The following is a 13,355-nucleotide window of genomic DNA, read 5'->3' as shown; positions in this document are numbered from 1 at the left end:
AATCCCTGAAGATAAATGAATCTTCAGGGCAAATTCGAGCTTTTTTATTTAAGGATTTGTAATAAATATTGCAACAACGCTTGAACCAACTCTTTCACGATTGCATCTTGTGCTTGTTCATCGATCTTAGCCTCTTGATTCGTTACGGTTGTATTGACAGGTACGCTTTGACTACTAAACTCTTTTTGCAGCGCTTTGAGTTGATCTGTTGAGATATCAACTGCACATTGGCTTTCGGCATCCCAGTGCGAATACTCTATCGCTTGTTGAGCTTTGACCTGATTGGCTTTTAATGGCAATTTATAAATATTACGCTTTTGCTCAGATGTAAGTTGAGGAAACAGATTCATGCCAAGCACTTCTTCTAACTGGCATACACTGACCACTTGCATCTGTAGTGAATTATTATTTGGAGCGTAATATGCGCCAATAGCACCTGTTTTAGGTATATATACGGCTTTAAACACCGCTGTTGGAACAATAACACCGCGTCCAATGGTTTTCAGTTTTTTGCCACTATATACAGGCCCGGTAATCACATACACATCATGTTTCTGCTTCGTAACGATTGCACGTGTCGCTTCCTCAATTTCTCGCCAGATTTGTTGGTTATTCTGCGGAGCTTGAGGAACCATATTTGCTAAAGAAAAACTGTCGTACTGTGCAGCTTTATTTGGCATATCAGCATTTGGAGCCATATGACCACGGTCATATCCCGACCCACGATAATCTGATAATAATGCTCGATGCTTTTCTGCTACACGAGTCTCCTCATGGAAACTGTCTTCTCTTTTTATTTTTTGGCTCAGCCGATCTGGATTCAGATATTCAGCTACCCATAATGGTGTTTTTGAGACACCAGAATACATAGTGGTGAATCCATTAAAGCATAATGGGTAGCGATCTTTATTTAAGCTCTCTTTGATTAAATAAGGTGGCTCTTGGCGATAAAATTGATTTAGACAAGCTGTATTATTAACCGAACCTGAAAATGGCAGATATGAAGACAACTTTTCTTGACCGAAAGCAATTGCAAAGCTTCCTGCTGCAACAATACCTAATACAGCTTTTACCACAATATTATTCAAACTCAGATTACCTATTCATTCCGTGTTCAACTTCTGGCCCAATGCGTGGGCTTTATTCAAAACCAGCCACAGCTTAACAAGCTATGAATTTGAAGTACATCAAGTGAATTTTCAAGTGAATAAAGGATCTTCGCATTCCGTTCAAATATCACTCAAAATAAGTAACAAATTGTTGTTTTTATAGAATAGTTTTTTAACACTCTTTAAGCTTTTACGTGTATTTGATTGAATTACATCAATTACTTGTGAGATGCTATAAAAGTTATTTAGTAAATTAAAAGAATTGAAAGTGAGGACACTATGAAATTAGCACATACTTCTTTGACAGCATTAGTAATGGGTTTATCTTTGGCAAGTGCAAGTGCATTTGCTGAGCCACCAGTTCAAGCTGGCGAAACTTTGGAAAGCCTTTCTAAAGCTAAAGTCGTAACAACAGTGAATGGTCAGCCTGGTACTTTACAAGAAGTATTAGCTAATGGTCAGATGAAAGTTATTTCTGAAGGTGCTACAACACAAGCGCCTGCTGATGCGAAAGCGCCTCTTGGAAACTTACCACCTGCTGAAGCAGAAGAAATTGCTCCTCAAGCACAAACTGCAGTTCCAGCTCAACCTGAAGTAAATGCAACTGAAGAAGCGCCTGTAGAAGCACCAGCGGCTGAGTAATGTATTAGGCTTAATAAAAAAACCGCCTTAGAGGCGGTTTTTTTATATCCAAAATTTTAGCAAACGCTTACTCAGATTTCGATCTGGCTTCCCATTTCGACCACGCGATTTGGTGGAATTAAATAGAAATCACTCACAGGACTGGTATTCCGCTGCATTGATATAAATAATTTTTCACGCCATGGCGCCATTCCCTCTCCCACGGTATGAATCAGACGATCACGTGAAATAAAGAAACTAATTTGCATCATATCAAATTCAAAATTTAACTGCTTATATGCCGCTTTCAGCGCAACTGGAATGTTGGGTTGGTCTTTAAACCCATAATATACAAAAATCCTAAAGAATCGATTATCCATCTTTTCTACACGAATTCTCTCAATATCAGGTACATATGGTACATCTTTAGTAATGACCGTAATCATCATATTACGTTCGTGTAGAACCTTATTATGCTTAATATTGTGCAACATCGCATGTGGAACGATATTAGGTGTTCCTGTGAGGAAAATTGCATCCCCAGGAACGATCAGCGTTTCATCACTCATCTTGACACTTTGAATAAAGAGATCAATAGGTAACGCATCAGACTCAAGCTTATTAAGTACGATTTGACGGCCATCTTTCCACGTCATTAAAACGGTAAATACAATTGCACCTATCAAGATCGGCACCCATCCACCACCAACAATTTTTAAAGAAGTCGAAGCAACAAAAATGAGGTCGATGATCAATAAAGGCACAGCAAAAAGGGCTACTTTCCAAACAGGCCAGCGCCAAACGCCATAAGCTAAAATCGAAATTAAAATCGTACCACACAGCATAGTCATGGTCACTGCTACACCATAGGCACTGGCAAGATTCGCACTATTTTCAAATAATAAAATGAGAATAATGACTGAAATAAATAATACCCAGTTGATGAATGGGACATAGATTTGTCCTTGTTCAATATCAGAGGTGTGTTGCACGGTTAAACGCGGTAAATAGCGTAATTGGATCGCTTGATTGACCATTGAGAATACACCCGTAATCACCGCTTGTGAGGCAATCACAGCAGCAGCGGTTGCAAGACCAATCATTGGAAATAAAGCCCAATCAGGGACCAACAGGTAAAATGGGTTCTCAATTGCATTTGGGTCTCGTAAAAGTAGAGCACCTTGACCCGCATAGTTAAAAACTAGACTTGGCAATACAATCACAAACCAAGCAAGCTTAATGGGCATGCGACCAAAATGTCCCATATCTGCATATAGTGCTTCACCACCCGTCATCGTTAAAATGACGGCACCCATCGTGAGGAATGCAACAAAAGGTTGGTTGATGATAAAGCCAAACGCCCAGTGCGGACTGATCATTGCCAACACGAACGGTGTTTGCATAACACTCCATAAGCCTAATAGTCCAATAGATGCAAACCACAATAATGTGATTGGTCCAAAGAACTTACCCATGGTCGCCGTGCCGTGGCGCTGAATTAAAAACAGTGCTGTTAAAATACCGACGGCCAATGGTAATAACCATTGATTAAACATCGGAGTCGCAATACTTAAACCTTCAATCGCAGATAAAATAGAAATTGCTGGGGTAATAATGCCATCACCAAAAAACAGTGATGCACCGATAAAGCCCAAGGCAATGAGATAAATTTTGCGCTGATCTGCAATACGAGTTGAACGTAGATTTAAGGCAAGAAGCGACATAATACCGCCTTCACCATTGTTATCTGCCTTCATAATGACTGAGACATATTTAAAGCTGATGGTGAGCATCATGCACCAGAAAATGAGCGACAAAATGCCCAAAACGGTTGCCTCAGTAATTGCAATATGAGCCGTAAGGAAGCATTGACGCAATGCATACAGAGGACTGGTTCCAATGTCACCAAACACCACCCCTAATGCTGCCAATGTTACCGCAGGAAGTGCGGCTTTTTTTGCAGTGCTTTGCATATTTTAGTCTTCATGCATTCGACAGAATTTTTCGGCAATCATATCACTGGCTAAAAACTTTTTCTTTAAATCAATTGTTTCAACTTGGCATCTGCTTTTTTTTTAGTTATCATCGCACGCCTTGGTGAAGTGTCCGAGTGGCTGAAGGAGCACGCCTGGAAAGTGTGTATACGTTAATAGCGTATCGAGGGTTCGAATCCCTCTTTCACCGCCAGAATTTAAAAAAACCGAATCATGAGATTCGGTTTTTTTTCGCCTAAAACTTCGCTTTTGGCACGTATCTCGCTTCATTTTACTGTCATCAACATCATGTTAAGTTAATAAAAACAATACTTAAGGAGCTGAACAACCTAACAACGTTATTCAAATAGATGATTTTTGCACACCTATAAAATAGAGAACCTGCTATTCCGGAGATAATATGAATAACAGCGCCAACTATGTAAAACAAATTAAAAATGCAAAACGTGGTGGCTACACACCCACTATCGCTAAAGATGTGAATAAACACAAAATTCAAAAAGCGCTAAGATTAATTGAGCAATGGAGAAAATTAGCACAAGAGTTAAAACCTCAAATGCAATTTGATATGGCTTATACTCTTGAAGAGTGTGCACAAGACCTTGATCGTATTCTAAAAAACAAATAGCTGATCCTATAAAATTTTCTCAAGATGCCTGTACACGCTATGACGGGCATCACTATAAAATGAGGAGAAAAGGCGATCAAAAATAAAGCAAAAACAATTCATCCTGCTCAATTTTAATTAATCGATTAATTTTTGACTTGCGTTTTAGTGAAAAAACGCTATTATTCTCTCCACGTTGCCGGCATAGCTCAGTTGGTAGAGCAACTGACTTGTAATCAGTAGGTCCACAGTTCGAATCCGTGTGCCGGCACCATTTTATACTTAGCCTCGCTTTTTAGTGAGGCTTTGTTGTTTTTGATGATTTATTTTTTACTTGCACTCACTTGTACATATCGTACGATTCCCTCTTGATAAAGTTTCGCACACAACTTTGCTGTCATCTTAATTTTTGCCAAATCTAAAACGTGATACGAATGAGCTTGGATGTTCTTTTTAAAAATATCACTCTGAATATACGTTGCAAATCCTGCAAATACCTCGCGACTCAAATCTTGAATATGTATATCTCTAAAGCCCGCTTGCGCTAAGATTGATTGCATTTCATCGAATGAGTGCAAATGGTTCAGTTGAACGTCAGCTGCTTTTAATAATAATTTAACTTTCAATTGCGCTAGAGGACTCAAAGTATAGAACTTTGAATTCAAAGCAAGATAATGAAATGCTAAGCGTCCTTTTGAATTCAAAACCCCATCTATAGAACGAAGAAATAAATTCAAATTACTGTGATAAGCAGCATCGATGCAAATTGCCGCATCAAATTTAAATTCAAATGATCTAGATTCTAAATTTAAAAATGTTCCCTGCGAGATCCGATTGACATGAGGTAAAAACTTACGCGTATGATTTATATAATATTCTTGTAATTCAATTCCTTCCAAGTATTCGATTTGAAATTTTTCTTTCCATAAAATTAAGCTAGCACCTTGCCCACAACCTAAATCAATTAATTTATCTTTTGAATTTAAATCGATAGATTGAGCAAGGGTTATTGCGAGTAACTCGCAGGCTTGTGGATAATTCAGCTGGTCAGTTTTCCACAGACCTAAATTACTCCAAGCACAATTACGGTAATCCCCCAATAAAGCTGCATTGATCGCATATTTATGTCGAGGTGCTTTCATCCATGCTTGGAGCTTCTTCATTCAATCCCTTAATATCCTAACTCTGGTGCAACCTGTACCTTAGGCTTTAAACCTAAAAATGGTAACGGCGCATCAAGTAATTTTGCTATATCCATTGCTGAAGTCACCGCTGACTCCAAAATTGGCAATCCATCACATGACCAAGAGCCACAATAAAATACTTTACGACCTTGTTGTTGGTGACGAGCACTCAACTCATGCGTTAGTGGTAGAGTATGACGGTCTACAACAGCTCTAGTGAGTTTCACTTTATGTATTACTTTTTTAGGATCAATCTCAATTACTGGATTCCAAGTTTGAAAAACAGGAGATTTACCCACTAATGTTGGCTCAATCGAATTCAGCCAAACAGTGAAATGCTGTTTAGTAAATTTACGATCCATCATATAACTCAATACGCACCAATCTTTACGCTTCACAGGCATTACCACTGAATCAGTATGAATGACCAATTCACCATCAACAAACTTAAATTGTTTGAGAAGTGCAATATCATCCGCAAACTGTTCAGCATCTAAAAACTCATGAACTTTTGTTGTTGGTGTCGCGACTATCACACGATCAAATAAGTCAGATTCACCTGCTTCATTTTCCACATAAACTAAATCATCCTGCTCTTGTACACGAGTAATAGGCTGCCCACTTCTTAAATCGATATCTTCCAGCAATTTATCAACGAAAGCTGGAGTCCCACCTTGAATTCGAAGAAGTGCATCTCCATCCGTCAGTTGGCGTAAGAAAATCAACAATGGTTTCGCTGGCCATTCACCAATTGTTTTGGCATCACATGTACAAATGGTAAATAGGACAGGCATGACTGCCCCATTCCAAAATACTTCTTCTATTTGGTTATATTTAACGAACTCATCTAAAGTGATATCTTGATTTTTAGATTTAAAAAACTGCTTCAATGCAGATCTAAGTTGTAACATCCCTTTCACTAAACGGATGCCATATTGCTTTAATCCTTTTCGATTGTTAATGATTGGAAAGTTGCCTATGCGTGAACGTGATGTTGTCAGCCAAGTTTCGATTTTATCTTCAAATAACCAGCTACATGACATATATGTACGTACTGGAAAAGTGTTGAGACCCAAATGTGTGGCAAGACTCAATGTATTTTTCCAGAGCATTGGATTCATGACACGTAATGGCGAATCAATAATCCCACCTTCATACTCAAGACTATAACTATCCATACCACGCCCTGGAAGCGCCTCGAAAACTGTGATCTGGTGACCAGCATCCTTGAGAATTCTCGCAGTTGCCAACCCTGCCATACCACTTCCAATCACTGCAATTTTCAAAATTATGATCCAAGCATTAAAAATTTTTTTAATTATGCGATAGAACACTTTGAAACTTGCTATTAAAAACTTCCAGATTTTATTTGTTTTTGATTAATTTTTAATCAAATAAATTTGCGTAAAATTCTTGCTACACTATTCGTCATACGCTAAATATTTAATACACTTGTATTTTTTAAGAAATCAAAAAATATGTTTAAAAACAAAATAGATATTTTCACCAATAATTTAATTTTTTAGTTTACAGCTTAAAAAAAATGCATTATCATTGTTTTGAAAATGAGAACTACATCACATTAATAAGAAACACAAATAGAATGTGATCTAGAAAATAAATATAAATTACAGCGTATAAGGACCTCTGTTGTGTGGGATAGAGGTCCTTTATTTTTTTAAAGTGATGATTACAAAAAAAGCGGAAATGATATTTCCGCTTTTCTCGTTCCAATTAACGTGCAATTTCACCAAATTTACCATTATTGAAATCATGAAAAGCTTGAATGATTTCTTCTTTGGTGTTCATGACGAATGGTCCATGCCCTTGAATTGGCTCATTTAGTGGCTCACCTGTAAGCACTAAAAATTGTGTATCTTTATATGCTTGCAATTGAATTGCTTCCTCACCATCACGAGCAAACATCACAATTGAACTGTCTAGAACTTTTTGAGTCCCATTAATTACGAGTTCACCATTCAACACTACAACCAATACGTTGTGATCTACAGGAACATGTATGAATGTTTCATACTCAGCTTTAAGCTGACCATCCCACACATTTATTGGAGTAAATGTTTCAGCAGGACCATAATGACCACCAAACTCACCCGCAATTACACGGATGTGACCAGCATCATCATCCATGGTAATTGTTGGAATATCATGAGATGTGATCGCTTGATAACGTGGTTGAGTCATTTTATCTTTGGCTGGTAGATTGACCCAAAGCTGTGCCATTTCAAGAATTCCACCTTTTTGAGCAAATTCAGGAGAATGAAACTCTTCGTGAACCAATCCGGCCCCAGCAGTCATCCATTGCACATCTCCTGCCTCGATAACACCACCACCACCACTGGAATCCTTATGTGCTAAACCACCTTGGTAGGCGATAGTCACTGTTTCAAATCCGCGATGAGGATGTGAGCCAACACCTAACTGACGTGTCGTTGGCTCAAAGTGATGTGGTGCACCATAATCTAATAACAAAAAAGGACTAAGTGCTTGACCTAACCGATCATAAGAAAATAAGTTACGCACTGGCAGACCATCACCAACCCAATGTGTATGTTGGTTACGATAAACCCCAATTACTCTTTTCATCTTTTACTCCTATATTCGATAGGATGAACATGCGCTAATTTTAGACTTTGCACAGAAAATAAAAAGAGCTTTACTGCCACACAGATTCCTATTTTTATGATTATAATAATCTAAATTAATTCATATATGTGACTATTCACTGAAATTTGAAATTAATGATTACAATATTCCTATTAATAAGACTAATTATCCTAAAAATGGTCACAAATTTATCTCATTTTCAGTCTAATATAACTGGTGACTGAATACGAGTTCATTGATACGTATTCACACTTACTAACATCATAGAGGCTAATAATAATGGGCAAACCTTACGTTCGTTTAGATAAAGATAATGCAGTAGTGCTTTTAGTCGACCACCAAACAGGTCTTCTTTCTCTTGTACGTGATATCGATCCTGATAAGTTTAAAAACAATGTTTTAGCACTCGCAGCAGCAGCAAAATACTTTAACTTGCCGACGATTTTAACAACAAGTTTTGAAGATGGTCCTAATGGTCCACTCGTTCCAGAATTAGTTGAAATGTTCCCTGATGCTCCATATATCGCGCGTCCAGGTCAAATCAATGCTTGGGATAACGAAGATTTTGTAAATGCTGTTAAAGCGACAGGTAAAAAACAACTGATCATCGCTGGTGTTGTGACTGAAGTATGTGTTGCATTCCCTACACTTTCAGCTCTTGCTGAAGACTTTGATGTATTCGTGATTACTGATGCATCTGGTACATTCAACCAAATTACGCGTGATGCTGCATGGAACCGCATGTCTCAAGCAGGTGCTCAACTTATGACATGGTTTGGTGCTGCAGGTGAGTTACATCGTGACTGGCGTAATGATATCGAAGGTTTAGGTGCTTTATTCGGTGAGCATATTCCTGACTATAAAAACTTAATGGTTAGCTATGTAAAGAATACCACTAAAAAATAATATTTAATAAAAGCGACCTTTTGGTCGCTTTTTTTTACCATATTCAAAACCCAAGATGATTTCTTGAACGGCTTAGTTTAACCTATGCTTAAACTTTATCAGATCAGGCGTCGAGGTGAAAATTGCATTCATTTGATGACTATTACTATTTTTATTTGGTCGTTAAATACGGCGGTTTCAGTGCTGCTAGTCACGCGTCAAATATAACTAAATCAAAGCTTAGTCGACGTATTTTAGAACTCGAAGCAAAATTTAATGTCACACTCATTCAACGTTCTACTCGCCATTTCAAAGTAACGCCTTTAGGTCAAGAATTTTTTCAAGAATGTGAAAAAGTAATCAACCAAGTTGATTGCGCTCATAATGTTTTACTTAAACAGAAAAGTGAACCTCAGGGTCTAGTTAAAATTAGTTGCCCACCCGTAATGATGCGTTATCAAATTCGCTCTTTACTCAATGATTTTTTGAAGCGCTATCCAAAAGTTCAAGTCGAGATGGAATTAACCAGCCGACGCGTAGATGTATTGCACGATGATATTGACTTGGCGATCAGAACTAATTTTTCTGCCAATGAAGACTCCACCATCGTGGTTCGTGATGTCATCAAAACCACTCATTGTTTAGTGGCAACCCCTGAGCTTTTACAGGGTCGCGTTTTAGAATATCCAACTGAAATCAATGATTTTCCAACAATTGTTTTAGGAACTCAAAAAACTCATTATCAATGGAATTTGCACCGAATTGAAGGGCATGATCTCATTGAAATTCCATTACAACCACGTATTAAAAGTAATGATTTGGCTGGTGTGTATTATTCAGTAATGGATGGATTAGGTATTGCAGATCTACCTTATCTTACAGTGCAAAAGGATTTGGCAGCAGGACGGCTTATACACATCTTGCCTGACTGGTGCTCAAATATAGGGACTGTGCAACTCGTTTATGCATCACGTAAAGGACAACGACTCGTGATGGAAAAACTCATCGACCACTTGGTTGAAGGTTTACGACAAGCAGCACAAAATCAAGAAGGTTATGCCTCTTAATAAAAAACCAGCACATCGTGCTGGTTCTTTACTTTTCAACTTAATTTAGATCTTACCAACAAGATCGATTGATGGTGCAAGTGTAGCATCACCTTCTTTCCATTTCGCAGGACATACTTCGCCTGGGTGAGCATGAACATATTGAGCCGCTTTCACTTTGCGAAGAAGTTCTTGAGCATCACGACCAATACCACCTGCATTAATCTCTACAATTTGAATTTTTCCTTCAGGATCAATTACAAATGTACCACGATCTGCCAAACCTTCAGATTCAATCAATACATCAAAGTTTTTAGACAATGTCCACGTTGGGTCACCAATAAGTGGATACTGAATTTTACCAATCACATCTGAAGTATCATGCCAAGCTTTATGTGTGAAATGAGTATCTGTAGATACACCATAAATTTCTACACCTAACTTTTGGAATTCAGCATAGTTATCAGCAAGATCGCCTAATTCTGTTGGACATACAAATGTAAAATCTGCAGGATAGAAAAAGACAACAGACCATTTACCTTTAAAATCTTGCTCAGAAACTTCAATGAACTCACCATTTTGATAAGCAGTTGCATTGAATGGTTTGACTTCAGTATTGATTAAACTCATGTGTTTTCCTCTATTTCTTTGTGAGAGTGTTGCTTCGTTGAAATAGAGAATACAAAAGATGATTAAATTGGTAAAACCGAAAGTATTCATAAAAACAATCGAATTTCTAGATTTAAAAGTTAATATATTTCTTTAAGAGAATAAATTAAATATAAAACACTGATTATTTTTTTTAAAACTTATTTAATTGGTTTCAATTTTTTGAAAATAATACTTGTCTTTTTTCATCTCAAAGAGAAAGATCATTCACTCTGTATGACCATAAACGATTCGAGTAATATCCATTGGGTTTAACCTCACACTATGAAAGCTCACTGTTCGAGGCTTACGATTCACCATCTTTCCCAAGATCATTAATCAAACGCTGATCTATTTCTATAATCATTATAAGAAACGATTGAAAATCTTGCTGCTCTAGCTCATTAAACTTCCTCTTTTGCACTCACCTGATGATAAGATCGATTAAAATAGACAAGACTTTCCTCTTGCGAGCTTTGTTGAATGGCTACAACTCGGCAAATAAAAATACTGTGTGTGCCCACTCGTTGAATTTGCTCAATCTCACAATCAAAACTGACTAAAGCGTCCTTTAAGACCGGGCAACCTGTTTTCAATTTACCCCATTGGGCTAATCCAAAACGTTGTTCTGCACTTAATTGACTCGATGCAAAAGCATTTGAAAGAGACTCATGTTGAGAACTGAGCACATTGACAGATAAAACTTTGTTCTCAATAAAATACTGATGAGATCGGGATGATTGATTCATACACACCAAAAGCGTAGCAGGTGAATCAGTAACGCTACATACAGCAGAAGCCGTGAAACCATGCTGTCCTGTTTCACCAGCTGTTGTAATAATATTGACTGCAGTGGTTAATAAAGACATTGCGTTTCTGTAGTCTGAAGCTTCAACCATTTTTCTCTTCTCAAATATAAATTGCTAAACTCGTGCGAACCTAGGATATAGGTGATTGCACAGATGATCCATCTTGAATGTAGAAAATAAACTCAGCTAAAGCACTAACTTCTTAGTTTAAGATCGCTGAACCCATACTTAAGGCTTCAAGTTTGTCACGTCCCACGTGACGAGACAGTGGTATCATTCCACAGTGGGTTGAAGGGTATAGCTTATCAGCATCGACAAATTGCAAAACTTTACGCAAAGTGTTCACCATTTCGTCAAGTGTTTCAATTTGATTGGTTGCCACATCGATTACACCGATCATGACTTTCTTCCACGAATCAGTTCAATAAGATCCATGGATATATGTGAGTTTTGCACTCTAGAGAAATGATGCCCCAACTTAGATTTTTGTAGTATCGGGAGTGACGTTTCAAAAGGACACCGTTCATTACTCAAAGTTTGTTTCCCATTTTTATTATCTTTCATAGAATTACTTTTACAAATATGTATGGCGGTTTCACATTTCAAATTTTCAAGCGCTAGCTCAAGAATAGCAATTCTCTAGACAAATCAAAATTAACTTTGTATCAAATTACTCAAGGTCATCAATAGAAATAAATCAAGTAGCGATCTAACGTCGCTCGAATTACGAGTCTAAAAGCTCTATGATGAACTGTGCTCAGATTATTCACGGTATATTTACTTAAGACCAATCAAAATAATTCGATCAATAAACCTATCATGACTACCTAAAAAAAGAGCCTAGATAGTGAATCTAGGCTTCTCTTATTTTTATGCTGGGATACTTGCTACTATATCCTCTCGAGACCAGAGTCTGTGATTTTGTATCGCTTTCTTAAATTTATCTTGATGATCTTTAAAGGTTTTACTACTAAAAATAGCATCATTTATGAAAAAATATTTTTAAATCATAATCTTATATAGATTATTAAATCCCAAGAAAAAAGATCGGCCATCTAAGTTTATTTCAAATACTTCACCTGATTCGACTTCAACTTGTTTAGAAACTTCTACAAGAATTTGCCCTCTCATCGTATTTTGAACTTTATGAAATGGGATAATGTTAATTCGAATGGTTTCACCATTCACTGCTTTTGCTGTAGTCCAGCCATTAGAGATATTCATTTTCACTTACTCATTAATGAGCTCATGTAAAATTAAAAATAATATTAAATATTTAAATCGAGAGTATGGATTCTGATATCGAAGAGGCTCAAGCCTATAATTCAAATTACAATTTTACATTAGCATGTATTTAATTATAAAAAGCCCACAATGAGATTGTGGACTTCTAAGATCGGCATGGTGCGAGTTCATGCTCTGCGTTAACTGTTTAGACATCATAGATATTAAAATCTATAAATTGAGAATACGCAATTCTAAGTTCTATCTAAACACTTCCGTTTCGCTTACGGATTCGATCAACAACGATTATACCATAAAAAATACTTTATGGTTTAATTTTAATATTTAAATGAGCTGATAAATTTTACCAGTATTTAAACTATGAAAATTTAAATCAAAACTAGGTCTTATATTTTCATTATTAACAGTGATAAATTTAATATTTATTTGAGATAAGTTCGAAGCATGCTGCGAAGGGCTTTGTTGCATAAAGGTTTGAAAGGCTGAGCTCCCTTAAGCTACTCAAATTTAAGAGACAACTTGGGTATGAGGACGACCTAATTCTGTGAATTTATTCAAGACTGCCATGCGTGCATGGATCTC

General features: G+C 37.0%; 12 protein-coding genes, 2 tRNA genes and 1 pseudogene. 6 read left to right on the top strand and 9 right to left on the bottom strand.

Annotation, left to right across the window (positions count from 1 at the left end; all coding sequences use genetic code 11):
- Window positions 1–44 precede the first annotated feature (44 nt).
- Complete coding sequence (locus FTV32_RS12070) at window positions 45–1,088, bottom strand: DNA/RNA non-specific endonuclease (RefSeq protein WP_180028771.1); 1,044 nt, start codon at window positions 1,086–1,088, stop codon at window positions 45–47.
- Between the two features lie 300 nt (window positions 1,089–1,388).
- On the opposite strand from FTV32_RS12070, the gene FTV32_RS12065 reads away from it, so the two are divergent.
- Window positions 1,389–1,751 carry a hypothetical protein gene (locus FTV32_RS12065; RefSeq protein ID WP_257227628.1) on the top strand — a complete coding sequence of 121 codons (363 nt, stop codon included), beginning with the start codon at window positions 1,389–1,391 and terminating at the stop codon, window positions 1,749–1,751.
- Window positions 1,752–1,822: 71 nt separating this feature from the next.
- Here FTV32_RS12065 and FTV32_RS12060 read toward each other — a convergent pair whose 3' ends face one another.
- Window positions 1,823–3,703, bottom strand: a complete 1,881-nt coding sequence (locus FTV32_RS12060) for a potassium transporter Kup (RefSeq protein ID WP_180028770.1) — start codon at window positions 3,701–3,703, stop codon at window positions 1,823–1,825.
- 123 nt (window positions 3,704–3,826) lie between these two features.
- On the opposite strand from FTV32_RS12060, the gene FTV32_RS12055 reads away from it, so the two are divergent.
- From FTV32_RS12055 to FTV32_RS12045, 3 genes are all read left to right on the top strand, one after another.
- A tRNA-Ser gene (locus FTV32_RS12055) sits at window positions 3,827–3,917 on the top strand.
- A 207-nt stretch (window positions 3,918–4,124) separates the two neighbouring features.
- The gene (locus FTV32_RS12050) at window positions 4,125–4,352 is read left to right on the top strand and encodes a hypothetical protein (RefSeq protein WP_035267585.1); all 228 of its coding nucleotides are present in this window, start codon (window positions 4,125–4,127) and stop codon (window positions 4,350–4,352) included.
- A 177-nt stretch (window positions 4,353–4,529) separates the two neighbouring features.
- Window positions 4,530–4,605 (top strand) — tRNA-Thr (locus tag FTV32_RS12045).
- Between the two features lie 49 nt (window positions 4,606–4,654).
- On the opposite strand, the gene FTV32_RS12040 is transcribed toward FTV32_RS12045, so the two are convergent.
- The 3 genes from FTV32_RS12040 to FTV32_RS12030 form a co-directional block, all read right to left on the bottom strand.
- Entirely contained in the window at window positions 4,655–5,494 is an 840-nt protein-coding gene (locus tag FTV32_RS12040; RefSeq protein ID WP_180028769.1) for a bifunctional 2-polyprenyl-6-hydroxyphenol methylase/3-demethylubiquinol 3-O-methyltransferase UbiG, read from the bottom strand.
- An 8-nt stretch (window positions 5,495–5,502) separates the two neighbouring features.
- Entirely contained in the window at window positions 5,503–6,801 is a 1,299-nt protein-coding gene (locus FTV32_RS12035; protein ID WP_218947414.1) for an FAD-dependent oxidoreductase, read from the bottom strand.
- Window positions 6,802–7,249: 448 nt separating this feature from the next.
- The gene (locus tag FTV32_RS12030; RefSeq protein WP_180028768.1) at window positions 7,250–8,119 is read right to left on the bottom strand and encodes a pirin family protein; all 870 of its coding nucleotides are present in this window, start codon (window positions 8,117–8,119) and stop codon (window positions 7,250–7,252) included.
- A 300-nt stretch (window positions 8,120–8,419) separates the two neighbouring features.
- Between FTV32_RS12030 and ycaC the strand changes: the two genes are divergently transcribed.
- Together ycaC and FTV32_RS12020 are read left to right on the top strand one after the other, a co-directional pair.
- The gene (gene ycaC, locus FTV32_RS12025) at window positions 8,420–9,046 is read left to right on the top strand and encodes an isochorismate family cysteine hydrolase YcaC (RefSeq protein WP_035267592.1); all 627 of its coding nucleotides are present in this window, start codon (window positions 8,420–8,422) and stop codon (window positions 9,044–9,046) included.
- Between the two features lie 122 nt (window positions 9,047–9,168).
- Window positions 9,169–10,092: a LysR substrate-binding domain-containing protein gene (locus FTV32_RS12020; protein ID WP_180028767.1), complete on the top strand. Its 924-nt coding sequence runs from the start codon at window positions 9,169–9,171 to the stop codon at window positions 10,090–10,092.
- Between the two features lie 45 nt (window positions 10,093–10,137).
- Here FTV32_RS12020 and ahpC read toward each other — a convergent pair whose 3' ends face one another.
- From ahpC to FTV32_RS12000, 4 genes and pseudogenes are all read right to left on the bottom strand, one after another.
- Window positions 10,138–10,701: an alkyl hydroperoxide reductase subunit C gene (gene ahpC, locus FTV32_RS12015; protein WP_035267594.1), complete on the bottom strand. Its 564-nt coding sequence runs from the start codon at window positions 10,699–10,701 to the stop codon at window positions 10,138–10,140.
- Window positions 10,702–11,123: 422 nt separating this feature from the next.
- Window positions 11,124–11,618, bottom strand: coding sequence for a flavin reductase family protein (locus FTV32_RS12010; RefSeq protein WP_180028766.1), 495 nt, complete (start codon window positions 11,616–11,618; stop codon window positions 11,124–11,126).
- 112 nt (window positions 11,619–11,730) lie between these two features.
- A pseudogene (locus FTV32_RS12005) lies at window positions 11,731–12,164 on the bottom strand (methionine synthase); the annotation flags it as partial.
- Window positions 12,165–12,530: 366 nt separating this feature from the next.
- On the bottom strand, window positions 12,531–12,752 hold the full coding sequence (locus tag FTV32_RS12000) for a hypothetical protein (RefSeq protein ID WP_035267598.1): 222 nt from the start codon (window positions 12,750–12,752) through the stop codon (window positions 12,531–12,533).
- Window positions 12,753–13,355 lie beyond the last annotated feature (603 nt).

Origin of the sequence: Acinetobacter sp. YH16032 (genome assembly GCF_013417345.1) — a bacterium.
In the GTDB taxonomy this organism is placed as follows: Bacteria; Pseudomonadota; Gammaproteobacteria; order Pseudomonadales; family Moraxellaceae; genus Acinetobacter.
Note: the sequence above shows the minus strand (reverse complement) of the source record. Positions and strands in the feature narration are given on the sequence as shown.